Annotated in this window: 19 protein-coding genes and 1 pseudogene; 17 read left to right on the top strand and 3 right to left on the bottom strand. The window is 59.8% G+C overall.

Translation table 11 applies throughout. The features are described 5' to 3' along the window. The first annotated feature begins 2 nt into the window (after positions 1 to 2). Positions 3 to 860 (top strand): LysR substrate-binding domain-containing protein, encoded by an 858-nt coding sequence (locus ACFY9W_RS21170; protein WP_391134169.1) that lies wholly within the window; start codon positions 3 to 5, stop codon positions 858 to 860. Here ACFY9W_RS21170 and ACFY9W_RS21175 read toward each other — a convergent pair whose 3' ends face one another. From ACFY9W_RS21175 to ACFY9W_RS21185, 3 genes are all read right to left on the bottom strand, one after another. Continuing rightward, entirely contained in the window at positions 861 to 1,772 is a 912-nt protein-coding gene (locus ACFY9W_RS21175) for a GntR family transcriptional regulator (protein ID WP_391134172.1), read from the bottom strand. Between the two features lie 66 nt (positions 1,773 to 1,838). Next, entirely contained in the window at positions 1,839 to 3,146 is a 1,308-nt protein-coding gene (locus ACFY9W_RS21180; RefSeq protein ID WP_391134175.1) for an MFS transporter, read from the bottom strand. Positions 3,147 to 3,234: 88 nt separating this feature from the next. After that, positions 3,235 to 4,554, bottom strand: coding sequence for a citrate:proton symporter (locus ACFY9W_RS21185; protein WP_391134305.1), 1,320 nt, complete (start codon positions 4,552 to 4,554; stop codon positions 3,235 to 3,237). 294 nt (positions 4,555 to 4,848) lie between these two features. Here ACFY9W_RS21185 and ACFY9W_RS21190 point away from each other — a divergent pair, with 294 nt between their 5' ends. The 16 genes and pseudogenes from ACFY9W_RS21190 to ACFY9W_RS21265 all read left to right on the top strand — a co-directional run. Beyond that, a complete protein-coding gene (locus tag ACFY9W_RS21190; RefSeq protein ID WP_391134178.1) occupies positions 4,849 to 7,476 on the top strand; it encodes an aconitate hydratase AcnA in 2,628 nt (875 codons plus the stop codon). Further along, positions 7,476 to 8,624, top strand: a complete 1,149-nt coding sequence (gene prpF, locus ACFY9W_RS21195) for a 2-methylaconitate cis-trans isomerase PrpF (protein ID WP_391134181.1) — start codon at positions 7,476 to 7,478, stop codon at positions 8,622 to 8,624. Before ACFY9W_RS21190 ends, prpF begins: the two co-directional genes overlap by 1 nt. Before the next feature lie 71 nt (positions 8,625 to 8,695). Further along, positions 8,696 to 9,916: a beta-propeller fold lactonase family protein gene (locus ACFY9W_RS21200; protein WP_391134184.1), complete on the top strand. Its 1,221-nt coding sequence runs from the start codon at positions 8,696 to 8,698 to the stop codon at positions 9,914 to 9,916. Between the two features lie 91 nt (positions 9,917 to 10,007). Further along, on the top strand, positions 10,008 to 11,246 hold the full coding sequence (locus ACFY9W_RS21205) for an OprD family outer membrane porin (RefSeq protein ID WP_391134308.1): 1,239 nt from the start codon (positions 10,008 to 10,010) through the stop codon (positions 11,244 to 11,246). Positions 11,247 to 11,259: 13 nt separating this feature from the next. Then, the gene (locus ACFY9W_RS21210) at positions 11,260 to 11,985 is read left to right on the top strand and encodes a transporter substrate-binding domain-containing protein (RefSeq protein ID WP_391134187.1); all 726 of its coding nucleotides are present in this window, start codon (positions 11,260 to 11,262) and stop codon (positions 11,983 to 11,985) included. Positions 11,986 to 12,089: 104 nt separating this feature from the next. After that, positions 12,090 to 13,094 (top strand): helix-turn-helix domain-containing protein, encoded by a 1,005-nt coding sequence (locus ACFY9W_RS21215; RefSeq protein ID WP_391134190.1) that lies wholly within the window; start codon positions 12,090 to 12,092, stop codon positions 13,092 to 13,094. A 159-nt stretch (positions 13,095 to 13,253) separates the two neighbouring features. Next, positions 13,254 to 14,396, top strand: coding sequence for an SRPBCC family protein (locus tag ACFY9W_RS21220; RefSeq protein ID WP_391134193.1), 1,143 nt, complete (start codon positions 13,254 to 13,256; stop codon positions 14,394 to 14,396). 63 nt (positions 14,397 to 14,459) lie between these two features. Next, complete coding sequence (locus ACFY9W_RS21225) at positions 14,460 to 15,389, top strand: 3-keto-5-aminohexanoate cleavage protein (RefSeq protein ID WP_391134196.1); 930 nt, start codon at positions 14,460 to 14,462, stop codon at positions 15,387 to 15,389. Positions 15,390 to 15,409: 20 nt separating this feature from the next. Further along, positions 15,410 to 16,831, top strand: a complete 1,422-nt coding sequence (locus ACFY9W_RS21230) for an aminobutyraldehyde dehydrogenase (RefSeq protein WP_391134199.1) — start codon at positions 15,410 to 15,412, stop codon at positions 16,829 to 16,831. 89 nt (positions 16,832 to 16,920) lie between these two features. Next, positions 16,921 to 17,853: a 3-hydroxyacyl-CoA dehydrogenase NAD-binding domain-containing protein gene (locus ACFY9W_RS21235; protein WP_391134202.1), complete on the top strand. Its 933-nt coding sequence runs from the start codon at positions 16,921 to 16,923 to the stop codon at positions 17,851 to 17,853. Positions 17,854 to 17,911: 58 nt separating this feature from the next. Continuing rightward, a complete protein-coding gene (locus ACFY9W_RS21240; protein WP_391134205.1) occupies positions 17,912 to 18,865 on the top strand; it encodes a 2Fe-2S iron-sulfur cluster-binding protein in 954 nt (317 codons plus the stop codon). Between the two features lie 32 nt (positions 18,866 to 18,897). Continuing rightward, entirely contained in the window at positions 18,898 to 19,371 is a 474-nt protein-coding gene (locus ACFY9W_RS21245) for a thioesterase family protein (RefSeq protein WP_391134207.1), read from the top strand. A 98-nt stretch (positions 19,372 to 19,469) separates the two neighbouring features. After that, on the top strand, positions 19,470 to 20,417 hold the full coding sequence (gene choX, locus ACFY9W_RS21250) for a choline ABC transporter substrate-binding protein (RefSeq protein WP_391134210.1): 948 nt from the start codon (positions 19,470 to 19,472) through the stop codon (positions 20,415 to 20,417). Positions 20,418 to 20,467: 50 nt separating this feature from the next. Further along, positions 20,468 to 21,832, top strand: coding sequence for a cytosine permease (locus ACFY9W_RS21255; protein WP_391134212.1), 1,365 nt, complete (start codon positions 20,468 to 20,470; stop codon positions 21,830 to 21,832). Between the two features lie 77 nt (positions 21,833 to 21,909). Further along, positions 21,910 to 23,112 carry an alcohol dehydrogenase catalytic domain-containing protein gene (locus tag ACFY9W_RS21260; protein ID WP_391134215.1) on the top strand — a complete coding sequence of 401 codons (1,203 nt, stop codon included), beginning with the start codon at positions 21,910 to 21,912 and terminating at the stop codon, positions 23,110 to 23,112. Positions 23,113 to 23,132: 20 nt separating this feature from the next. Beyond that, positions 23,133 to 23,210 (top strand): annotated as a pseudogene (locus ACFY9W_RS21265) (short chain dehydrogenase); the annotation flags it as partial. Positions 23,211 to 23,821: the final 611 nt, after the last annotated feature.

A 23,821-nucleotide genomic window follows, 5' to 3' on the forward strand; every position in this document is an offset into this window, starting at 1 on the left:
CCATGACCACTCCGAACCTGGACCTCGACCTGCTGCGCACCTTCGTCGCCATCGCTGACCACGCAAGCTTCGCCAAGGCCGGCCGTCACCTGGCCCGCACCCAGGCATCGGTGACCCAGCACATGCAACGCCTGGAGCAGCAAGTGGGCGTGGCGCTGCTGCGCAAGCAGGGCCGGCACAAGTCACTGACCGACACCGGCCGCCAACTGCTGCGCCACGCCCGGCAGATGCTCGCGCTCAACGACGAAGCGCTCGCGGGCCTGCGTCACGACGGACTGAGCGGTGTGCTGCGCATCGGCTCACCCCACGACATCGCCGATACCATTCTGCCGCCATTGCTTAGCCACATCGCCCGCTCGGCCCCCAATCTGCGCCTGGAGATCGACGTCGGCCGTAGTCCGTTCCTGATGGAAGACCTACAGCGCGGCAAGATCGACATGGTCATTTCCACCCGTTCGGCACCCGGCCTGGAAGGCTTCGCGCTGCGCACCTCGCCAGTGTGGTGGATCTGCGCCGCGCAATATCAGCATGTTCCGGAAGAACCGCTGCCACTGGTGCTGGTGGACGACCCCAGCCTGTACCGCAAACTGGCCGTGGAGGCGCTAGAGCAGGCCGGCATCGCCTGGCGCCAGGCTTACCTTGCGTCAAACCTGATTGGGGTCAAGGCCGCGGTGCGGGCGGGCCTGGGCATTACCGCACGCAGCCAGGAGATGGTCGGCCCCGACATGCGTGTGCTGGGGCAGAGTGACGGCCTGCCGCCGCTACCGGACGTCACCTACCACCTGTGGGTGCGGGCCAACTCGGTCAACCCGCTGGTGCGCCAGGCCTATGCGATGGTGCGTACCAGTGCAGGGTTGTGATCAAGCCTCAACAGGCAGCTCAACGGCCTCAAACAACTCAGCTGCAACTTTATGCCGGCGAGCTTGCTCCAGGTGCTTTCGCATGTGGTCAGCGGCTGCCAGCCGATCACCTTTTTCAAGGCATGCAAGGATCGCCAGATGCTCGACCGCCTGCTCCCGCCTGGGTGCACGCTTGCTAGCCTGGCGGTACTCCACCAGACGGCGAAGCTGGTCCAGGCGACGAACCGTCTGAACGTGAAATCTGTTGCCGGAAAAACTGGCAAGCGTCTCGTGGAACTGAGCATTCGATTCGAACAGTTCCTGAGGGGTCATGGTCAGGTAGCCGCCATCTGCAATGAATTGCTGCTGTTTCTTGCAGCGAGCCATGGCTTCGGTATCGATCATGAACGTTGGGGCAAGCAGCCCTGCCGGTTCGATGATCGCCCGGAAGGAATAGCTCTCTTCATAGGCTTCGACCGAGTCGATCATCGGCAAGAACTGCCAGCCCTGGCCGGCACGCTGCTCGATCCAGCCCTCCTGTTGAATGCGGCTCAACACGCCACGCAGCATATAGCGTGAAATGTTGAATAAACGCATCAAGTCCGTTTCTGCAAACTGCTCAGGAATCTGCCCGTTCAGGCGCATCACCGCGATCTGCTGATAGATCGGATCGTCGATGGAGACCGATAAATCCTGGGCAATTTCGGCCAGATCATCGTAGGGCTTGGCCAGGAAAAAGCCGCGGTTGCGGTCCTGGCTGAGCATTCCTCGCTCAGCGAGGTAGTTCAGAGCAATCTTGATAGGCGTGCGTGACGTCTTCAAAGCCTTGGCCAGCCCTAGCTCCGAGACGTGCTGCCCTGCGGCCAGTTGCTCTTGGCGGATATAGGCAACGATATCGCGAGCTACGCGGGCTTGAAGAGGCGTCAGATTCATGTCTTTTCCGTGTTGGGGCATGGGATTGCGGGGCGCTTACCAACAGACGAGCCCCACGCACCTGCATTATGCCTTTTGCGGGCTCATTTCCAAATGGGGCTCGACCTCGACTGTAGGCGGGACCATTGGCTTGCGAGTCATAGTCAGAGCAATAACTGCACCCGCCACCAGCAGAATACCCGCAATCATGAAGGCCCAGTTGTACGAGTTCGTGGCCTGAACAACGTAACCAGTGACGATCGGAGCCGCCACACCGAAGAGATTGCCGCCAACAACAATGAACGCGACCGCACGCCCAACGTCCCCGGCACTTGGCAGCAGATCATTGAGCAGGGAGAAATTCAGCGAAGTGGTCGAGGCAATACCTGCCAAGGTCAGCGACGAAATCAGGACCAGCGATGCAGTAGAGTCAGCGAATGGCACCAAAAGGATGCAGCTCGCAATCAGCATCGAGATCGCAATTACGTTGCGGCGCTTACCCGAGCTCACACCCCCGCCACGAGTCAGGTACCAGTCACTGAGTTTGCCCAGGCCGATGCAGAGCACAACAGCCGCAGCATAAGGGATAGCAGTCACCAGACCGCTTTTTTCCAACGTCAAATGACGCTCTTGCTGAAGGTAGCTCGGCAACCAGGTCAGGAACAGATACTGGGTGTACACGTTGCAGCCTTGAGTCAGAGCAAGGCCCCAGAGGGTTGGAGTCTTCAACAGGCGTTTAAGACCGTAGGGAGCGACTGCGGCACCACCCGGTTTGCCGCCACCGGATCGCGAGCCCAGGATGGTTTTACGCTCTTGGTTGCTCAGCCACTTCACATCTTCAGGTTTGCCGTAGAACAGGTACCAAGCCAACAGCCAAACGAAGCCGATACCGCCGGCAATCACGAAGGACCAGCGCCAGCCGACACTGGCGACAAGCATCGCAAGAACGATCGAGCAGATCGCCGGGCCAGCATATGATCCGCTGTTGAAAACAGCGGTGATGGTGCCGCGTTCCTGGCTCGAGATCCACTCACGAATCACCTTAGCCCCGACTGGGTTGCTGACCGATTCCCCAGCGCCCATTACAAGCCGCGCAGCCAGCAGCGAAGCAAAGTTCATCGCTGCCCCGGTCAGCGCCGTAGCAGCCGACCACACGAGAATGCCAAAGCCACCGATGCGCTTGGCTCCATAGCGATCAATCAGCAAACCAACAGGAATCAGGAAGAGCGCGTAACTCCAGATAAATGAGGAAAAGAGGTATCCCATGCCGACTGCACTGAGATTGAATTCCTCGGCGATTGGTTTGGCAGCGATGGACAGGGCAATACGGTCCATGTAATTGATCATCGCCAGAGAGAACAGAAATACAGCAATCCAGGCTCTACGGTACGGCATGGTTACACCTTTATTTTTGTAGGCGCGGGTGCGCCGGCTACAAGCACCGGCAGCCAGCCGTCGGCAGAGCCGACGACTAGCCACCGACTCACGAAGCTGAGTGATACAGCGGGAATGCTCCGAACATCACGCCACCTACCAACATGGCCATGCTCACCAGGAGCGCCCACTTCAACGCAAAGCGCTGGTGGTCACCCAGGTCGACTTTTGCCAGGGCCACCAACAGGTAGAGCGAAGGCACCAGTGGACTGAGCAAGTGGACGGGCTGACCCACCACCGATGCCCGGGCAATCTCCAAGTGCGAGATTCCGTAGGTGGCGGCGGTTTGGGCGATCACAGGCAAGATGCCGAAGTAGAAGGCATCGTTGGACATGAAGAAGGTGAACGGAATGCTGACCAGGGCGGTGAACAGCGCCAGGTATGGGCCAAACGCATCAGGAATGACTGCCAACAGCCCCTTCGCCATCGCATCGACCATACCGGTACCCGAAAGAATTCCGGTGAAGATGCCAGCGGCGAAGATGACAGACGTCACCGCGAGAACGTTGCCAGCGTGAGCTGAAATACGCTCTTTCTGCTGCTCCAGGTGCGGGTAATTGATCATCACCGCAATGGCGAAGCAGACCATGAACAGCACCTGGATCGGCACGATACCCGCCATCAACACGCCGATCATCGTTGCGGTGAGCAGCAGGTTGGGCCAGAACATGTGCGGGCGACGATTACGGTCGCAGTCTTCGTGCGAGCCATTACCCAGCGCGATAGAACCGTTGTGGAAATCATCCACGGCAATCACGCCCAGGCGTGCACGCTCACGCCGGCCGAGCAAGGTCGCAATGAAGAGCAGGCAGGCGCAGCCCAGCAGCATCGACGGCACCATCGGCAGGAAGATGTCCATCGCATCCACATGCAGCGCAGCTGCGGCACGGGCGGTCGGGCCACCCCACGGGGAAATGTTCATGATGCCGTTGGCAATGTTGACCACACAGGTCAAGCCCAGAACGCTCATTCCCAGGCGCTGGTACAGCGGCAGGAAAGCGGCAATCACGATCATGTAGGTGGTGGAGCTGTCGCCATCCAACGATACCAGCATGGTCAGGATCGTGGTCCCGAACAACACCTTCAGCGGGTCGCCCTTCACGATTCTCAGAATGCAACGCACCAACGAATCGAACAGCCCCGCGTCGATCATGATGCCGAAGTAAAGAATCGAGAAGGTCAGCATGACGCCGGTCGGCGCCAAAGTCTTGATGCCGTCCAGCATCATCGTGCCCAGGCCGGCATAGAAGCCGCCCATCAGGGCGAACACGATCGGTACCACAATCAGGGCGACCAGGGCGGTCAGCCGCTTGGTCATGATCAGGTACATGAAACAGGTGACCATCGAAAAACCGAGCACGGTCAACAGCATGGCTCTCTCCTTATTGTTTTGGTGCCGCTTAGCCAGGCTTTAGCGGAACGAAGGGGACGGAGCGGACTGGTGCCGGGCGGATTTACGGTAGGTCTGATTGAATTTCATCTTGGTTTTCCTCGTTTTTGTCTTTGTGCGGGAAAGGCTGGCAGGCAGATAAATGGCCGCTCTTCAGGCTTCAAGGTGACCATTCGGCGTTCGACCGATGTTTTTCTGCTGGAGATAAATTGACTCAAGTTTAGACAAAGTGCAATATAGCCTCACAAAAAACACGCCTGTGAGGTCCCCGGCATGAGCAAGCACATTGGCCAAACCCTGGCCGTAAACGGTCGCGAGTACCGCGTCTGCAACGTATCGGAAGCTTTAAAAGCGATAGGCGGCGACTTCGCGCGCCTGCCAATCAGCCTCCGGATCCTCGCTGAGAACGTCCTGCGTACCGAGGCAGAGCCGAACGAGGCGCTGAAGGTAATTTGCACTCGCTCTAAAAACTGCGACATCCCATTCCGCCCTGCCCGCGTAGTCCTTCAGGACCTGCTCGGCACCCCTGCCCTGGTCGACCTGGCCGGCCTGCGTGACGCAGTAGCAAAAGCAGGCGGCGATCCACGCCAGGTAAACCCGGTCACCCCGACGCACCTCGTGGTGGACCACTCGCTGAACGTAGAGCGTTGGGGCGACGCCAACGCCCTGGCCGATAACGAAGCCATCGAGCGCGAGCGCAATGCCGAGCGCTTTGCATTCCTCGACTGGTGCAACAAGGCCTTCAACAACCTGTCGATCGTGCCTTCAGGTAACGGCATCCTTCACCAGATCAACCTGGAGCGCCTGACCACCGTCATCGGTACACGCGAAGTCGCAGGTGAGCTGTGGGCCTTCCCGGATACGCTGGTCGGCACTGACAGCCACACCACCATGATCAATGGCATCGGTGTGCTGGGCTGGGGTGTTGGTGGTATCGAAGCTGAAGCTGCCATGCTGGGCAAAGCCCTGATGATGCGGGTTCCAGAGATCGTCGGTGTTCGACTGGAAGGCGCCCCACCATCGGGCTACGTTGCTACCGACATCGCGCTTGCCTTGACCGAAAGCCTGCGCAAAGCCGGCGTAATCGGCAGCGTGCTGGAGTTCCATGGCCCAGGCGTTGCCGCGCTGTCCTTGGCAGACCGTGGCACCTTGTCCAACATGGCCCCTGAGTTCGGCGCAACCGCAGCTATGTTCGCGATCGACGATCGCACCCTGCACTACCTGCGACTCAGCGGTCGCGGCGGGGAAATTGCAGAGCTGACCGAGGCTTATGCCAAACATCAAGGTCTGTGGCATGACAGCCTGGAATCGGTCGAGTACGACCGTGTCGTCACCCTCGACCTGAGCAGCGTTGGCCGTGCGATTGCCGGCCCGAAACAACCTCACCAGCGCATCTTGCTGGGTAAAGGCGAAGCAGCAAAAGACATCCCTACCGGCCTGGATAACGGCTCGGTCGTGATTGCCGCTATCACCAGTTGCACCAACACCTCGAACCCTCGTGGCGTGATCGCTGCGGCCCTGGTCGCCCGCAATGCACTCAAGCGCGGGCTGCGTCGTGCGCCATGGGTCAAGACTTCCTTTGCTCCCGGCTCCAAGGTGGTCGCCGACTACCTGGACCGTGCAGGCCTGAACGTGGACCTCGACAACATGGGCTTCAACGTTGTCGGCTACGGCTGCACCACCTGCAACGGCATGTCCGGCCCCCTGCTGAGCAAAGAGATCGAAGACGAAATCCGCGCCCGCAAGCTGGAGACTGTTGCCGCCACCTCAGGCAACCGCAACTTCGAAGGCCGCGTGCACCCGCTGGCTCGCGAAGTCTTCATCATGTCCCCTCCCCTGATCGTGGCGTACGCGATCGCTGGCACCTACCGCATCGACCCACAGGTAGATGCGCTCGGCACCGACGCCGAAGGCAAGCCGGTTTACCTCAGCGAGCTGTGGCCTTCGGATCAAGAGCTGGACGAGATCGAGAAACAAGCCCTGTCGGCCGACCTGTTCGACAAAGCCTACAGCTCGGTACCTCGCGAGGCAGGCGTCATCGCCTCTGACCTGCGCGCCGGCGTTACCGATCAGTACGCCTGGGACCAGACCAGCACTTACATCCGCAAGCCGCCTTACTGGAGTGATGAACTGACGGCTACCGACCCTCAACGCGACCTCAAGGACATGCGCGTTCTGGTGATGCTGTCGGACAACATCACCACCGACCACATTTCGCCGTCGGGCGCCATCTTGTCCGACAGTGACGCCGGTACGTACCTGAAGGGCCACGGTATCGCTGTTGATGATTTCAACTCCTACGGCACCCGCCGCGGCAACCACGAAGCTGCCCAACGCGCCACCTTCGCGAGCCCACGCCTGAAAAACGAGCTGATGAGCGACGGCCGCGAAGGGCCTTGGACACTGCTGCTGCCAGAGAATCGCGTGAGCACCGTATTCGAAGCCGCGCAAGCCTATGCCGACCGTAAGCAGCCGCTGATCGTCGTGGCAGGTAAAGAGTACGGCAGCGGTTCGTCGCGAGACTGGGCGGCCAAAGGCCCTCGCCTGCTGGGCGTACGCGTCGTCGTTGCCGAGAGCTTCGAGCGCATCCACCGCACCAACCTGGCTGGCCTGGGCATTCTGCCTCTGCAATTCCCGGAAGGCGTGACCCGCAAAACCCTCGGCCTGACTGGCCACGAGAAATTCTCGGTGGAAGGCATCAACGACACCTTCGCACCTGGCGACAAGCTGCAACTTGTCATCGAGCGAGAAAACGGCAGCACCGAAAACGTGACCGTAACCAGCCGCCTGGATACGCACGAAGACGTGCGCTACTTCCGCCGCGGCGGCCTGCTGCCACAGCTGCTGGTAGAGAGCATGGACAAGGCTGCACAAACGAAACAACTGGAAGGAGCAGTGTAATGACCCAAGTTCGAATCCCTGCCGTCTTCATGCGCGGCGGCACTAGCAAAGGCGTGTTTTTCCTTGAGCAGGACGTCCCTGCTGCCGGCCCTGAGCGCGACGCGCTGATGCTGCGGGTTATTGGCAGCCCGGATCCGTATGGCAAGCAGATCGACGGCATGGGTGCTGCCACCTCCAGCTCCAGCAAGGTTGTCATCATCGGTAAATCGGCTCGTACCGATTGCGATGTTGACTACCTGTTCGGCGCCCCGGCAATCGAAAACCCGGTAGTCGACTGGTCCGGTAACTGCGGCAACCTGAGCGCAGCCGTTGGCCCATTCGCCATTCGCCAGGGGCTCGTCGATGCGCCTCGTGACGGCTTCGCCACCATCCGCATCTGGCAGGCCAATATTCAGAAACGCATCATCGCCCATGTCCCGATGAAGGATGGCGAGGTCGTTGAAGAAGGTGATTTCGTGCTGGATGGCGTCGCCTTCCCTGCTGCCGAAATCGTTGTGGAATTCCTTCAGCCTGGCGGTTCGGGCGGCAGCATTCTGCCAACCGGCAATGTTGTGGATGAACTGGATATCCCTGGCTTTCCAGGCTTGCCAGCAACGCTGCTCAACGCAGGCAACCCGACGATCTTCGTCGACGCCATGCGCGTTGGCCTGACCGGCACCGAGACCCAGGACCAGGTCAACGGCAACGCCGAACTGCTGCAGTCGCTGGAAACCATCCGCGCACACTGCACCGTTGCCATGGGCCTGGCGGCTACCGCTGAGGAAGCAACACGCCTTCGCCCTCACACGCCAAAGCTCTGCCTGGTAGCTGCGCCGCAAACCTACAGCGCTGCCGGTGGCAAGACAGTCGAAGCCGGCGAGATCGACGTGATCGCCCGCATCCTTTCCATGGGCAAATTGCACCACGCAATCACCGGCACTGGCGCTGTAGCCGTTGCCGTGGCAGCCGCCCTGGAAGGCACCCTGGTCAACCGGATCGTCGGCGATATCGGTGAGCGCCAAGTCAACATGGGCCACACCGCCGGCACCGTTGCCGTTGGCGCGCAGACCACCCAAGCCGATGGCAACTGGGTTGTGGACAAGGCCGTCATGAGCCGAAGCGCCCGCCGCCTGATGGAAGGCTGGGTGCTCGTACCTTCGAAGCACTGATTGCTCAGCTGCCGCCGACCTCCGAAGGTCGGCGGTACTCATCACAACAAAAACAACGATGAGATTTTGCTATGTGCCTATCACCGTTTCCACCCGCCATTACCCGGCGCACGCTGCTCTCTTCTACTTCCATCGTCGCTGCGGCAACCCTTCTGGGCCTCGGTGCGGGAGCGGCAGATGCCAAATCAGGACCTGAGAAGAACGCTATGCAGCCTGCCAACTCGAACAAAACCCAAATTGTCTATGTGGGCTCCAGAACCACTCGCGAGCGTAACGCCCGCGGTGCAGGCATCACGGTTTATCGACATGACCCGCAGACAGGTCGCTCCGAACTGGTGCAAACCGTCGGCGATCTGACCAATCCATCCTTCCTGTGCCTCGACCAAACCCAGAGCCTGCTGTTCTGCGTGCATGGCGACCAGTCTACTGTCAGCTCATTCCAAATTGAGCCAGCCAGCGGAACGCTCACCAGGGTGAGCTCGGTTGGTTGCGAAGGGAACAACCCCGTCCACCTTACCGTGGACAAGAGCAACAAATTCCTCGCTGTGGCCAACTACGCCACCGGCAGCATTGTCATTCTGCCATTCGATAAGACCGGCCACCTGCAACCCGTCATCAGCAAATACGACCTTCCGGGGAACCCTGGCCCGCACAAGATCGAGCAGGCGAGCTCCCACCCGCACATGATCCCACGCGATCCATCGGGCCGTTTCCTGGTGGTCCCGGACAAAGGACTGGATAAAGTCTTTGTGTTCGATTTGAAGCAGAACGAGACCGCACTGAAGCCTGAACTGGCTCATGAAATCAAGACACGCGAGGGGGCCGGACCTCGACATGTGGTGTTCTCTCCGACCGGGTCATTTGCTTACGTTGTGAACGAACTGGACAGCACGATCACCAGCTACCGCTACAACCAGAACGACGGCTCCCTGGTTCCATTCCAGATGGTTCCAGCGCTCCCTCAGGACTTTGTAGGAGACAGCCGTGCAGCGGCACTGGTCATGGCACCGGATGGAGTACATCTGTTCTCCTCTAACCGCGGGCATGACAGCGTGACCATTTTTTCGGTGGATCAGCCTACCGGCAAGATCAACCCGATCGGCAACGTACCTAGCCAAGGCAAGAAGCCACGCTTCATGACGGCATCTCCTAGCGGGCGGTTCCTGTTCGTCGCTAACGAAGACAGCGACAACATCAAGACCTTCTCCATTAGCCCAAAAGGCGAACTGGCTTTGCTGGAACACCAGATCGAGACCGGCAGCCCGGTCTGCATGATTTTCCGCACCGCCTGAACCTCTTTTTTTCCTGATTCTGGCGTGCCGGGAGGCACGCCTACACCCCACGTTCCAACTAACGGAGCAGCACATGCATAACAAGAACAAAATGGGTTGCAAGCTTCTCGCCGTTACACCTTGCCTGGCTGCCGCTACGGCGTATGGGGACGGCTTTATCGACGACAGCAAGGTCACCTTGCAAACGACGAACTTCTACATCAACCGGGATTTGCGCGACGGGGACGGCCAGTCAAAGCGCGAAGAATGGGCCCACGGTTTCATTCTCGATGCGAAGTCCGGATACACAGCTGGACCGGTCGGTTTTGGGGTCGATGCTCTGGGGATGCTCGGCGTGAAGCTGGACTCAAGCCCGGACAGAACCGGTACCGGCCTTTTGCCGACCCATGATGAGGGTCGCGCAGCTGATGAGTTCAGCCGCCTGGGCCTGACTGGCAAGATGCGCCTGTCCGAGACAGAGCTTAAATACGGCACGCTGATCCCCAAGCTGCCCACTGTTCAAGCCAACACTGGTCGCCTCCTCCCCCAAACCTTTGAGGGTGGCCTGCTCACCAGCAAAGAATTTGATTCGTTGTCCTTCATCGGTGCCCGCTTCGAGCGCCAGACCGATCGCGACTCGACAGACCGCGTGCCGATCACACTGAACAACAAGAACCGTCGCTTCACAGGTGGCAATGCCGAAGGCGACGCCTTCTGGTTGGGCGGTATGGATTACCAGCTCACTAAAGCGCTGCTGCTGACCTATCAGTATGCAGAGCTGGAACAGGTCTACCACCAGCACTTCATGGGGGCGAACTATTCGATTCCAGTGGGCCCCGGGAAGATCAAAGCTGATCTTCGTTACATGGATAGCGACGATGACGGTCGAGCTTTGGGCGGACGTATCGATAGCAGAGCAATTTCTGGCATATTCACCTACAGCTTGGGCGGACATGCGCTGGGGCTGGGACTGCAAAAGATGAACGGTTCTACCTCCATGCCCTATCTCGATGGAACCGATCCTTACCTGGTCAACTTCGTCCAGCTCAACGACTTCGCCGAGCCCGGCGAACGTTCTTGGCAGTTGCGCTACGACTACAACTTCGCGGCGCTCGGCATTCCTGGCTTGACCTTCATGACCCGCTACCTGCGAGGCGATCAGGCCGACGCAGCGACCACCATTGGCGAGGGCCATGAATGGGAGCGCAACACCGAACTGCAATATGTGGTGCAGTCCGGCGCCCTGAAGAATGTATCGGTCCGTTGGCGTAACGCGAGCTATCGATCAAGCTTTGCACGTGGCGCGGATGAAAACCGCCTGATCGTGTCCTACACATTGCCAATTTCCTGAAACTGGAGAAGAGATGAACCCTATTGCCCAGCAGGTCCTCAGCGACCTGGCGCCCAATGGCATTCTGCGTGCCGCGATCAACTTCGGTAACCCGGTGCTGGCTCAACCAGGCGCTGACGGAAAGCCATGTGGCGTTTCAGTAGCTTTGGCCAAGTCGCTGGCCGATGAGCTGGGCGTGGGGCTCGAACTACGCACGTACGATGCAGCCGGAAAAGTCTTCGCTGCACTTGAAGAGAATGCGTGGACGCTGGCCTTCCTGGCTATCGAGCCCGTCCGCGCTGCCCAGCTCAGCTTCAGCGAACCCTACGTTCTGATCGAGGGGACCTACCTGGTCAAAGCCGATGCCCCCTACTCTGAAGTTGAAGATCTGGATCAACCTGGACTTCGACTTGCAGTAGGCAACGGCGCTGCTTACGACCTGTACCTGTCGCGCACATTGCAACATGCCGAGCTGCACAGGGCTGACACGTCTGCAGGCGCTGTCGACCTCTTCATTGATCAACACCTGGATGCTGCCGCCGGCGTAAGACAACCGCTGGAGCAAGTCGCAGCCAGGAATACGAATTATCGGGTAATGCAGGGGGCCTTCACCGCTATCCGCCAAGCAGTCGCAGTGCCACGCGGCCGTGATGCGGGGGCAGCCTATATACGGGATTTCGTCGAGCGACGACTTGCCGAGGGTTTCGTCCGGGGCGCGTTGCTCGCCAGTGGACAAACAGACGTCAGCGCACCGCGCTGAGGGCGATGCAATCCAAGTGACTCAGTTGAGCAGCTGGTCACCGCCCTCAGACAAGCTGCCCGGCTCGTCCTGCCCTATCATTGAGGACGACCAGACGTTTGGAGATGAGCGTGTTCAGGTTCCTAGTCATTGTGTTCCCCTATTTCAATGCGGCCGCCACCTCTGCATTTGTCGACCCGTTTCGGGCAGCCGATTACCTCAGTGGAGAGGCCCATTATCACTGGGAGTTTGCCTCGCTCGAAGGCGGCGGGATTCGGGCGTCGAACGGTATGGACTTGTTTACCCAGTCGTTGGCCAAAGTGCGCAACGCGCACTGGGACCTTGTGGTGCTCTCCAGCAGCTGGACGCCCGAAAAATTCCATGACGCGCGGTTGCAGAGCCTGCTCAGGACCTGGGCAGGCAAAGGTTGCATGTTGGGTGCAATCGACACGGGCACGTTCTTGCTGGCAGAAGCAGGCTTGCTGAACGGGCGGCGCGCAACCGGCCATTACGAACACATAGATGCGCTGATCGAGCTGTACTCGGACGTGACCATCGTCGAGGACCTGTACGTCTTCGATGACAATCGCTTCACGTGCTGTGGCGGCGCAGCGGCAACCGATACCGCCCTGCAACTGATCCGCAACATGCATGGCGAAACGGTCGCCAACGAGGCTGCGCGTTACGTGTTCCACCCACAATTTCGACCCGGCAGCACCCAGCAGAATCCGCAAGACCACCAGCCGTTAGGCCATACCATACCCCCGGCGATAATGCAGGCGATCAAGCTGATGGAAACACACCTGGAAGAGGTGATCAGCATCCCGGCAATCAGTGAACGGGTAGGCATTTCACAGCGCCAACTCGACCGTCTGTTTCGTGACATAACCCATAAAACACCAGCGCTGTACTACCGCGATATCCGTCTGGATCGTGCCCGTGGATTGGTGACGCAGACCAGCATGGCCCTGACCAAGGTTGGGGTGGCCTCGGGTTTTCCGAATCAATCGCACTTCTGCAAAGTCTATCGCGAACGCTTCGGCCTGACGCCGCGCCAGGACCGTCAGGATGGCCGTGTGCCCTTCAATTACCGGGCCTGGCCGATGCACCAGGTGGCAACGGACCGGTGATTTTTGTCGTGCATTGTCATCACATATCTAAAAACGACGCCGACGGAATAAACACATAAATCGGCGAAATATGAAAATTTTCCGTATTTCAACCAGACCACTATCAACGCCACAGAACGAGCACATCCCCACGCTCGTGATAATAAAAGGGCCGTTGACATGTCTGAGTTGCTGCATCCCCGCCAATTCGAATCGATCAAGCAGGGTTACGATCCCGACCCGTTGCTGTCCCAGTCGCTGCGTGCTGACGCCTACGTCCAGCCGGAATGGTTCCGCCTCGATCAGCAGGCAATCATCGGCAAAAGCTGGCAGTGGGTGTGCCATGTAGAGAAGGTGCGTGAGCCTGGCAGCTACACCACTGTCGACATCGCCGGCCAGCCGATCGCCGTGGTGCGCGACCAGGAGGGTGTGCTGCGCGCCTTCTACAACGTGTGCAAGCACCGCGCCCATCCGGTCCTTCAAGGCGAAGGCAAAACCCGGCGCATTGCCTGCCCTTACCACTCCTGGTGCTACGGGCTCAACGGCAACCTGGTTGCAGCCCCGCACGTTAGCGGCCTGAAGGACTTCGACAAGGACCAGGTTCACCTGAGCCCGGTGCAGGTCGAAGAATTTTGCGGCTTTGTCTACGTCAACCTCGATCCATCCGCCGCACCGCTGCGCGAGCAGTCGGGGGACCTGGCCAGGGAAATCCTGCACTGGGCACCGGATGTGGAGAAGCTCACGTTCGGTCACCGGCTGACGTACGAGATCAAGTCGAACTGGAAGAACGTGGTCGACAACTTCCTGGAGTGCTACCACTGCCCGACCGCGCACAAGGACTTCTGCACCCTGGTCGACATGGACACCTACAAGGTCAAGACCCACGGTATTTATTCGAGCCATATGGCCGAAGCCGGTAACGGCCAGAACTCGGCGTACGACACCTCCAAGGCCAGCGTGCGCACCCATGCAGTCTGGTGGCTGTGGCCAACCACTTGCCTGATGCGCTACCCCGGCCGCAGCTCGATGATCGTGCTCAACATCGTGCCGGTGGGCCCTGACCGAACGCTGGAAACCTACGACTTCTTCCTGGAAACGCCCGAGCCGGACGACATGGAAAAAGAAGCCATTCGCTACCTCGACGAAGTGCTGCAGGTCGAAGACATCTCGCTGGTGGAGAACGTCCAGCGTGGCATGCAGACCCCGGCCTTCGATCAGGGCCGGATCGTCACCGACCCTAATGGCTCAGGCAAGTCCGAACATGCTTTGCACCATTTCCACGGCCTGGTACTCGACGCCTACGCACGCAGCATGAAGCCCTGAGCACCCGCGGCCCGGTCTCGGCCTTACCGCCCAAGTACAACACATGAAACTGTGAGCCTCGCCATGCCAAAATCCGTGATCATCACGTGCGCCACCACCGGTGGCGTACACACCCCGACCATGTCGGAATACCTGCCCATCACCCCGCAGGAAATCGCCGACTCCTCCATCGAGGCCGCCAACGCCGGCGCCTCGATCATCCACCTGCATGCCCGCAACCCGGAAACCGGCAAGCCGGACCCACGCCCGGAACTGTTCCAGGACTTCATGGGGCAGATTCATCGCCAGAGCGATGCGGTGCTCAACGTGTCTACCGGCGGCGGCCTGGGCATGACCCGTGAGGAACGCCTGCGTGCCGCACTGGCGGTCAGCCCGGAAATGGCCTCGCTGAACGTCGGCTCGATGAACTTCGGCATCTTCCCGATGAAGGCCAAGTACAGCAACTGGAAGCATGACTGGGAGCCGGCCTTCCTCGACAGCACCCGCGACTTCATCTTCCGCAACACGTTCGCAGACATCGAATACATCGTCAAAGAGCTGGGCGAAGGGCACGGCACCCGTTTCGAATTCGAATGTTATGACCTCGGCCACCTGTACAACCTGGCCTGGGTGATCGACCAGGGCTGGGTCAAACCACCGTTCCTGATCCAGATCGTCTTCGGCGTGCTCGGTGGCGTCGGTGCCGACCTGGACAACCTGATGCACATGCATACCGTGGCGCAGAAGCTGTTCGGCAAGGACTACGAGTGGTCGGTGCTGGCCGCCGGCAAGCACCAGATGTCGTTTGCGACACAAGCGGCGATGCTCGGCGGCAACGTGCGCGTCGGCCTGGAAGACAGCCTGTTCATCGGTGCTGGCGAGAAAGCAAAAAGCAACGCCGAACAGGTGCTGAAGATTCGCTCGATCGTCGAAAACCTCGGCTTGAAGGTGGCAACGCCCGAAGAAGCGCGGGTGCGCCTGGGGCTAAAAGGCCGCGACAAGATCACCTTGTGATGCGTGATGGGGGATACGCCATGCAGACCAAAATGTTGATCAACGGCGAGCTGGTTGAAGGCGCCGCTGTACCCCTGGCTGTGATTGATCCGGCCACAGGCGAGGAAATCGTCAGCGTTGGCCAGGCTGATGATGAGCAGCTGGACATCGCTGTGCGCAGCGCGCAAGAAACGTTCGAGACCTATTCAAAGACCACCCCTGCGCAGCGTGCTGCCCTGCTGCTGGACATTGCCGGGGTTATCGAGCAAAACGCTGAAGCGCTGGCATCTCTGGAGAGCCATAACGTCGGCAAGCCATGGCCATCGGCACTCGACGACGAAATGCCGTTGACCCTCGACACCTTCAGGTTCTTCGCCGGAGCTGCCCGCACCCTGTCGGGTGTGGCGGCAGGTGAATATGTACCCGGGCATACAAGCCTGATCCGTCGCGACCCGATCGGCCCCGTGGCAGCCATTGCCCCGTGGAATTATCCGCTGATGATGGCTGCCTGGAAGCTGGCGGCGCCGCTGGCTGCAGGTTGCAGCGTGGTGCTCAAGCCTTCGGAGGTCACACCGCTGTCTACCCTGAAACTGGCTGAGCTGCTGGCCGGCGTAGTGCCCAAGGGCGTGATCAACATCGTGCACGGGGTTGGTACTTCGACCGGCGCCCGGCTGATCAACGCTGACGGCATCGAAGCGGTGAGCATCACCGGGTCGCCGGCAACCGGCAGCGCCGCCATGCGCGCAGCTGCCCTGCAGATGCGCCAAGTTCATGTGGAGCTGGGGGGCAAGGCGCCGGTCATCGTTTACGAGGATGCCGACGTCGAGAAACTGGTCGCAACGCTGCGTGCCACTGCGTTCTTCAATGCCGGCCAGGACTGCGCACAGCCTTGCAGAGTGCTGGTCGCCAGCAAGCTCTACGACCGCGTAGTCAGTGCCCTGGCTGAAGCGGCTGCATCGATCAAGGTGGGCGCGCCGAGGGCCAGCGGAACAGAAATGGGCCCGCTGGTGACCGAAGTGCACCGGCAACGGGTGGCGGGGTTCGTCGACCGCGCACGCGCCTACGCCGAGATCGTGACCGGCGGCACGCTGGAGCCAGGTGGTGGCTTCTTCTACCGCCCCACCGTCGTTGCCGATGTAGACCACCACGCTGAAATCGCAGTGCAAGAACTGTTCGGCCCGGTGATTTCGGTATCGCGATTTACTCCGGACCAAGACCCGGTGGCAATCGCCAACACCACACGCTACGGCCTGGCCTCGTCGATCTGGACCCGCGACAGCGGTCGAGCCATGGAGGCCAGCAGCCGGCTCCGTTACGGCTTCACCTGGGTCAACACCCATGGCGTTGCCACGCCAGAAATGCCTTGGGCCGCCATGAAGGGCTCAGGCCACGGTTGCGACATGTCGGTGTTCGCGCTCGACGCTTACACCAGTGTGCGTCACGTCATGCTGGCACATGGCTGATCCGACGCGGCGCACTTGATTACCGGCCAGTGCATTGTCGTTGATGGCGGCCTGGCCAGTGCTTCCCCCTTACAACCGAGGTTCTTCCAATGAGTGAGTTCCAAAATGTCGCGGTAGTTGGTGCTGGTGTAATCGGTGCCAGCTGGGCTGCGCTGTTCCTGGCATCGGGGCGCAACGTTGCGGTGTACGACCCGTCGCCGACCATGGAAGCCGATGTCCGTAGCTACATCGACAATGCCTGGCCGACGCTGCGCGAGTTAGGTTTGGTAAGCGCCAAGCCGGGCCAGCTGAGCTTCCATGCCGATGTGGCGAGCGCCGTGCAGCAAGCCGACTTCGTGCAGGAAAGCGTGCCGGAACGCATTGCCATCAAGCATGAGCTGTTCGCCAGGCTGGAAGCGGCCCTCAAGCCAGGCGCCATCGTAGCTTCGTCCGCTTCGGGCCTGCGCCTGGGTGAGATGCAAGCGGGCTGGAAGAGCCCGTCGCACTTCATTCTCGGCCACCCCTTCAACCCACCGCATTTGATCCCGCTGGTAGAGGTCATGGGCAACGAAAAGACTGCTGCGGGTGTGGTCGAGCAGGCTGAACGTTTCTATGACCTGGTTGGAAAGGTGACCATCCGAGTCAACCGTGAAGTGAAGGGGCATGTCGCCAACCGCCTTCAGGCCGCGCTGTGGCGAGAAGCCATTCACCTGGTCAAGAGCGGCGTCGCCAGCGTGGGAGACGTTGACAAGGCGGTATGGGCAGGCCCGGGCCTGCGCTGGGCGGCGATGGGCCCAACCATGCTGTTCCACCTGGGCGGCGGGTCGGAAGGCCTGAGTTCCTTCTGCCAGAAATACACCGATAGCTTCAACGGTTGGTGGGATGACCTGGGTGATCCGCGCCTCGATGCAGATACAGCCAGCCTGCTGGTGGAGGGTGTTAACCAGCAAGCCGGTGCCAACAGCTGGGCATCGCTGGCGACCAATCGGGATGAATTGATTACGCACATGTTGAAGGCAACCGCACCGCTGCGGCGCCGTTGAGTGTGGGCCCGGGACGCCTCCCCGTCCCGGACCGGTCTGCCGTTGCGTGAGGTGTGCCATGCCTGATGAAGTTTTGACCCTACAAATAACCGACCTGATAGCCGAAGCCAAAGGTGTCATGGTCATCGAGCTGCGCTCGCCTTCGGGTGAGGCGCTGCCGCCCTTCAAACCTGGCGCCCATATAGAACTGCACTTGCCTGGCGATATGGTGCGCCAGTACTCGCTGTGCAACGATGCGCGCGAAAACCACCGCTACTGCGTAGGTGTTGGCTTGTCTGCGACAAGTCGTGGCGGGTCACGCCATGTACACCAGGCACTGCGTGTGGGTGACACGCTGAAAATCAGCCCGCCACGCAATCACTTCGCTCTGGAAGAGGACGCGCCCGGGTTCGTGTTCTTCGCCGGTGGTATTGGCATTACACCGGTGTGGTCGATGATCCAGTGGTGCGAAGCCAATCAGCGCCCCTGGCACCTGTTCTACCTGGTACGCAGCCGCCAGCGAGCAGCCTTCATGGAGGAACTGCGTGGCTTCGGCGAGCGGGTCACCTTGCATGCCGATGATGAGGCAGGTGGCTTGTTCGATATTGCGGCAGCAGTCAGCCGGCAATCGCCCAATGTCCATTTCTATACCTGCGGCCCTACCCCGCTGATGCTTGCCGTCGAAGCAGCCGCGAGCCACTTCCCCGATGAGCAGGTGCATTTCGAGTGGTTTACGCCCAAGGCACCGAAAAACCAGGCAGTGGATAAACCTTTCACTGTCCAGCTGGCCAAGACCGGCAAGGCGTTTGAAGTGCCTGCGGACAAAACCATTCTTCAGGTGCTCGAGGCGAACGGCCTTCGTGTTGAAAGCTCGTGCCGGGAGGGGACATGCGCCTCGTGCGAAATTTGCGTCCTGAACGGTATCCCCGACCATCGCGACAGTGTGCTGACAGCAGCCGAACGCAAGAACAACGACGTGATGATGATCTGCGTTTCCCGGTCACTTTCAGAAAGCCTCGTTCTCGACCTCTGAAACCCACCCACGACTTCTGGAAGGACATATTCGTGAACAACCTGCTGCTGATTCACCAGGCCACCATCGTTGAAGACTGGATCGATTACAACGGGCACCTGCGCGATGCCTTCTACTTCCTGCTTTTCAGCCACGCCACCGATGCACTGATGGACCACATCGGTCTCGACGCGCAGGGCCGGGCAATCCATGGGCATACGTTGTACACGCTGGAAGCCCACATCAATTACCTGAGCGAAACCCGGCTGGGCGAGGACATCCAGGTGTTTACCCAGGTGATCGACCACGACAGCAAGCGGCTGCACATTGTCCATCACCTGTATCGCCCCCAGGACGGGGAGCTTTTGGCTGTGAGTGAACAAATGCTCATGAACATTGCCCGTGAGGCTGGGCGTGCGGCGAAATTCGCAACGTCTGTCGAAGCGAAGATCAGCGCGATTTTCCAAGCTCATCGTTCGCTGCCGCGTCCCGGTTATTGCGGGCGCGTGATTGGAATTCGTCGTTGAGCCATCCGTAACCCTACCCCTGAAACAACAAGACCGCGTTGCCTCTGAATAACAAAAAACTGCCGCTTCCCGTAGCTGCTACAGAGAGGATTTGCGTCATGAAACATGCATTGCGCGCCATGCTCTGCTCCGCCCTGGTTCTTTGTGCTGACACCTACGCAGCGGAACCTTCCCAGTGCCGCTTGGTGAGAATGTCCGATCCGGGCTGGACGGACATCCAGACCACAACAGCCATCGCCACAACACTGTTGAAAAGCCTTGGCTATCAAACCAAGTCGACGCTCGTGGGTGTCCCCCTCACATTCAAGGCCTTGTCTGATGGCAAGAACATGGACGTCTTTCTAGGTACGTGGTTGCCCACCATGGAGCCAGATCTCAAACCTCATCGCGATGCCAACACCATCGATATCGTGCGGGTCAACCTGCAACATGCGAAGTACACCTTGGCAGTACCACAGACGCTCTGGGACCGAGGGCTCAAAGACTTCGCCGACCTCGCAAGATTCAAGGATGAGCTGGGCGGCAAGATTTACGGCCTTGAGCCTGGTGATGGCGGCAACAACGCAGTGCTCAAGGCGATCAGCGAGAACGCCTTCGGCCTTCAAGAAGCCGGGTTCTCGGTGGTTGCGTCGAGTGAGTCGGGCATGCTCGCCCAGGTCGAGCGGGCGAAGCGGCGTGATCAGGCGATCGTGTACCTCGGGTGGGAGCCACACCCGATGAACACGCGCTTCAAGATGAGGTTCCTGACCGGGGGTGACAAGTATTTCGGCCCCGACTTCGGCGATGCCACCGTCTATACCAGCACCCGCAAAGGTTATGCAGACGAATGCCCGAACGTAGGGCAACTGCTCAAGAACTTGAGCTTCACCCTGGATATGGAGAACCACATCATGGGCTCCATCCTCTATGACAAGATGGAGCCAGAGGCTGCGGCACGCGCCTGGTTGAAACAGAACCCCCAGGTGCTCGATGGCTGGCTCGCGGGCGTGACTACATGGGATGGCCAGCCTGGCCTTGAGACAGTGAAGGCGCAGGTGGCGCGATGAAAAAGCGCCTACATGCCGCGGGCTTCGTCGCCTGGTTAAAGGATAATAAAATGAAGATCGAAAAGCGCAGTATCGAGTTCGTACCACACAGCGAGCGGTACGGCAGGCCCCGGCGGCTTTTTTCCGTGTGGTTCAGTTCGAACCTGCAAGTTACCGCGTTGATGGTAGGTACATTGGGCGTCGCATCAGGGCTGAGCCTGATCTGGACGCTCACCGGCCTGGTACTGGGCTGCATGCTAGGCACCATTTTCATGGCTGCCCACTCCGCCCAGGGCCCGCATCTGGGGGTGCCGCAAATGATCCAGAGCCGCGCCCAGTTCGGCGTGTTCGGCGCGGCGATCCCGCTACTGGTAATGGTCACCGCCGCAGTGCTGTTCATGGCTGCCAGTGGCGTGTTGTTGCGCGATCCGTTGAAGGCACTGCTTTCAATCAGTGACGACCAGGCGATCCTGGTGGTCGGCATCATGACGTTCCTGATCGGTGTCGTGGGGTACGAGCTGATACACCGCATGGGCGCATGGATGAGTTTGCTGTCATCCGTGGTGTTCGGTACTGCATTGGTGCTGATTCTTGCTCGGGCGAGCACAACCGGGGTGTTCCAGAGTGATGCCGGCGGTTTCTCGATGCCGATTTTCAATCTGGTGATCGCCCAGGCCGCGTCGTGGACACTGGGTTACGGTCCCTACGTGGCGGATTACTCCCGCTATCTGCCGGCTGACGTCGATACCCGGCATACCTTCTGGAGCACTTATTTCGGCTGCGCACTCGGCTCACTGGGCATGATGGCGTTGGGGGCTGTACTGGCCGCGGTCGTACCATCGGCGCTGGATGTCGACCCCGGGACTGCCATTGCAAGCCTGTTCGGGCCCTGGGCCAAAGCCGCGCTGATCGTGGTTTCATTGGGCGTAATCCAGTACAACGTGTTGTGCCTTTACAGCGCCTACATGTCCACCACGACCATTTTCAGCGGCTTCGCCAGGCTTTCGCATGTGCGACACGGCATCAAGACGCTGCTGATGGGGGGCATATCCGTGCTGGCCTGCGCCATTGCCATGCACACGCAGTATCACTTCGACACGTTCTTTGCCGACATTCTGATTGGCCAGCTGTACCTGCTGATCCCCTGGAGCGCGATCAATCTGGTGGACTACTACCTGATCCAGCGCGGTAGCTACAGCATAGGCGACCTCTACGATGCACAAGGCCGCTATGGCAGATGGAACCGCAGGACAATGATCGTGTACGGCGTGTCGATCATTGGCACCGTACCGTTCATGAAGCTCTCATTCTTCGAAGGCTATTTCGCCAGGCTTATGGGTGCGGATGTCAGCTGGATCGCGGGGCTAGTGCTGGCAAGCCTCTTGTATTTCGCCGCAAAAAAACCACAGCCCAGCCTGCATCACACCACCACTTGACCGGCTGGTCTAAACTCTGCCTGCCCAGAAGCCTTCCTTTGCATACCCCCACGTTTCTGTGATGCAGGAGCAAGACCATGAGAGCACTGACCTACCACGGCGCCAATGATGTCAGGGTCGACACTGTCCCTGACCCCACTCTCCAGGACGCAGACGACATCATTCTCCGGGTCACTGCGACCGCTATCTGCGGTTCGGACCTTCATCTGTATCGCGGCAAGATCCCGGAAACAGAACCCGGCGACATTTTCGGCCACGAGTTCATGGGCATCGTCGAAGACGTCGGCAGAGATGTAACGAACCTGCAGGTTGGCGACCGCGTCGTCATCCCGTTTGTGATTGCTTGTGGCAGCTGCTTCTTCTGCCAGCACGATCTGTTCGCTGCCTGCGAAACGACCAATACCGGTCGCGGATCGGTCCAGAACAAAAAACGCATCCCACCAGGCGCTGCATTGTTTGGATACAGCCACCTGTATGGCGGCATCCCTGGAGGCCAAGCTGATTACGTGAGGGTACCCAAAGGCAATGTCGGGCCATTCAAAGTGCCTACGACCCTCGCCGACGACAAAGTGCTGTTCCTCTCCGACATCCTACCTACCGCTTGGCAAGCGGTCACCAATGCCCAGATCGGCCAGGGTTCAACGGTAGCAATCTACGGCGCGGGGCCAGTTGGCCTGCTGAGTGCCGCCTGCGCAAGGATGCTGGGCGCTCATACCATCTTCATGGTCGATGACAACGATTACCGGCTGGCCTACGCCCAGCAAGCCTACGGCGTGATCCCGATCAACTTTGAAAAGGATGATGATCCTGCCGACAGCATCATTCGCCATACACCGGGCATGCGTGGCGTAGACGCGGTCATCGATGCGGTCGGGTTCGAAGCCAAAGGCAGCACCACGGAAACCGTGATGACGGCCTTGAAACTGGAAGGCAGCAACGGCAAGGCCCTGCGCCAGAGCATCGCGGCTGTGCGACGTGGCGGCGTAGTCAGCGTGCCCGGCGTCTACGCGGGGTTCATGCACGGTTTCATGTTTGGTGATGCCTTCGACAAAGGCCTGACCTTCAAGATGGGTCAAACCCATGTGCAGAAGTACCTGCCCGAGCTACTCGAACATATCGAAGCCGGGCGCCTGCAGCCCGAGCTGATCGTGACCCACCGCCTTGCGTTGGAGGAGGCAGCGATGGGTTACAAGATGTTCGCTCAAAAAGAGGACAAGTGCCGCAAGGTGATCCTTGTTCCAGGGGCGGCATCCGGGACGATGGGCGCTGACAACGTATAAGCCTCACGGGAGCTTGCACCATGGTTGATCCCACAACAGGCATGAAAGCCGGTGAGCGTTACTCGGTAGAGAACGTCGAACGCGCTCACCCGTTTCCGCAGCTCGGCCGGCCCCATGATTTTCGGCCGTGCGCTACTGCTGTTCACTCGCCCAGTATCAGGTACCACCTGAGGAACAATCCGAGGCCCCCCCCCCAGCGCCTAATGCCTGTCAGTTAAGCCATTGGGGCCGCTTTGCGGCCCATCGCCGGCAAGCCGGGCTCCCACATGTACAGCATGGGCTTCAGGTTTTTCACGCGTCCTGTGGGAGATTCTATGGTTTCTTGCAATGGCATAAGGGTTGCCAGGTGCTCGCCACGGCATCTTCAGCGCCTGTGAGATCGAGCGCCGCCCGCGCGGCGCATCGCGAGCTGGCGCTCGCTCCTACGTTTGTTTCGGGCCAGTAACGCCTGTGCCAGGCGCGCGCGACCGCCTTGTTTGTACGACGCGATATCGAGACATGCGCCAAAGCGTTCGCGTGCATATCCCACAGGAATAATTGGCCCGAAACAAACGTAGGAGCGAGCGCCAGCTCGCGATGCGCCGCGCGGGCGGCGCTCGGTCTCACAGGCGCTGCCTATCTTGCGGCCAACACCTGTCAGCCCTGATGCGATCTCTGTGGGAGCTGGCTTGCCGGCGATGGGCTGCAAAGCAGCCCCAATGGCGGTCTA

It is taken from the genome of Pseudomonas sp. NPDC008258 (assembly GCF_042956345.1).
Lineage (GTDB): Bacteria > Pseudomonadota > Gammaproteobacteria > Pseudomonadales > Pseudomonadaceae > Aquipseudomonas.

What these genes read in the sequence shown, in the direction of transcription:
- ACFY9W_RS21220 (WP_391134193.1), top strand. Translation starts at nt 13,254, where the DNA reads ATGTCTGAGTTGCTGCATCCCCGCCAATTCGAATCGATCAAGCAGGGT.
- ACFY9W_RS21230 (WP_391134199.1), top strand. Translation starts at nt 15,410, where the DNA reads ATGCAGACCAAAATGTTGATCAACGGCGAGCTGGTTGAAGGCGCCGCT.
- ACFY9W_RS21210 (WP_391134187.1), top strand. Translation starts at nt 11,260, where the DNA reads ATGAACCCTATTGCCCAGCAGGTCCTCAGCGACCTGGCGCCCAATGGC.
- ACFY9W_RS21205 (WP_391134308.1), top strand. Translation starts at nt 10,008, where the DNA reads ATGGGTTGCAAGCTTCTCGCCGTTACACCTTGCCTGGCTGCCGCTACG.
- ACFY9W_RS21180 (WP_391134175.1), bottom strand. Translation starts at nt 3,146, where the DNA reads ATGCCGTACCGTAGAGCCTGGATTGCTGTATTTCTGTTCTCTCTGGCG.
- choX (WP_391134210.1), top strand. Translation starts at nt 19,470, where the DNA reads ATGAAACATGCATTGCGCGCCATGCTCTGCTCCGCCCTGGTTCTTTGT.
- ACFY9W_RS21190 (WP_391134178.1), top strand. Translation starts at nt 4,849, where the DNA reads ATGAGCAAGCACATTGGCCAAACCCTGGCCGTAAACGGTCGCGAGTAC.
- ACFY9W_RS21200 (WP_391134184.1), top strand. Translation starts at nt 8,696, where the DNA reads ATGTGCCTATCACCGTTTCCACCCGCCATTACCCGGCGCACGCTGCTC.
- prpF (WP_391134181.1), top strand. Translation starts at nt 7,476, where the DNA reads ATGACCCAAGTTCGAATCCCTGCCGTCTTCATGCGCGGCGGCACTAGC.
- ACFY9W_RS21260 (WP_391134215.1), top strand. Translation starts at nt 21,910, where the DNA reads ATGAGAGCACTGACCTACCACGGCGCCAATGATGTCAGGGTCGACACT.
- ACFY9W_RS21240 (WP_391134205.1), top strand. Translation starts at nt 17,912, where the DNA reads ATGCCTGATGAAGTTTTGACCCTACAAATAACCGACCTGATAGCCGAA.
- ACFY9W_RS21225 (WP_391134196.1), top strand. Translation starts at nt 14,460, where the DNA reads ATGCCAAAATCCGTGATCATCACGTGCGCCACCACCGGTGGCGTACAC.
- ACFY9W_RS21255 (WP_391134212.1), top strand. Translation starts at nt 20,468, where the DNA reads ATGAAGATCGAAAAGCGCAGTATCGAGTTCGTACCACACAGCGAGCGG.
- ACFY9W_RS21235 (WP_391134202.1), top strand. Translation starts at nt 16,921, where the DNA reads ATGAGTGAGTTCCAAAATGTCGCGGTAGTTGGTGCTGGTGTAATCGGT.
- ACFY9W_RS21175 (WP_391134172.1), bottom strand. Translation starts at nt 1,772, where the DNA reads ATGAATCTGACGCCTCTTCAAGCCCGCGTAGCTCGCGATATCGTTGCC.
- ACFY9W_RS21215 (WP_391134190.1), top strand. Translation starts at nt 12,090, where the DNA reads ATGAGCGTGTTCAGGTTCCTAGTCATTGTGTTCCCCTATTTCAATGCG.
- ACFY9W_RS21170 (WP_391134169.1), top strand. Translation starts at nt 3, where the DNA reads ATGACCACTCCGAACCTGGACCTCGACCTGCTGCGCACCTTCGTCGCC.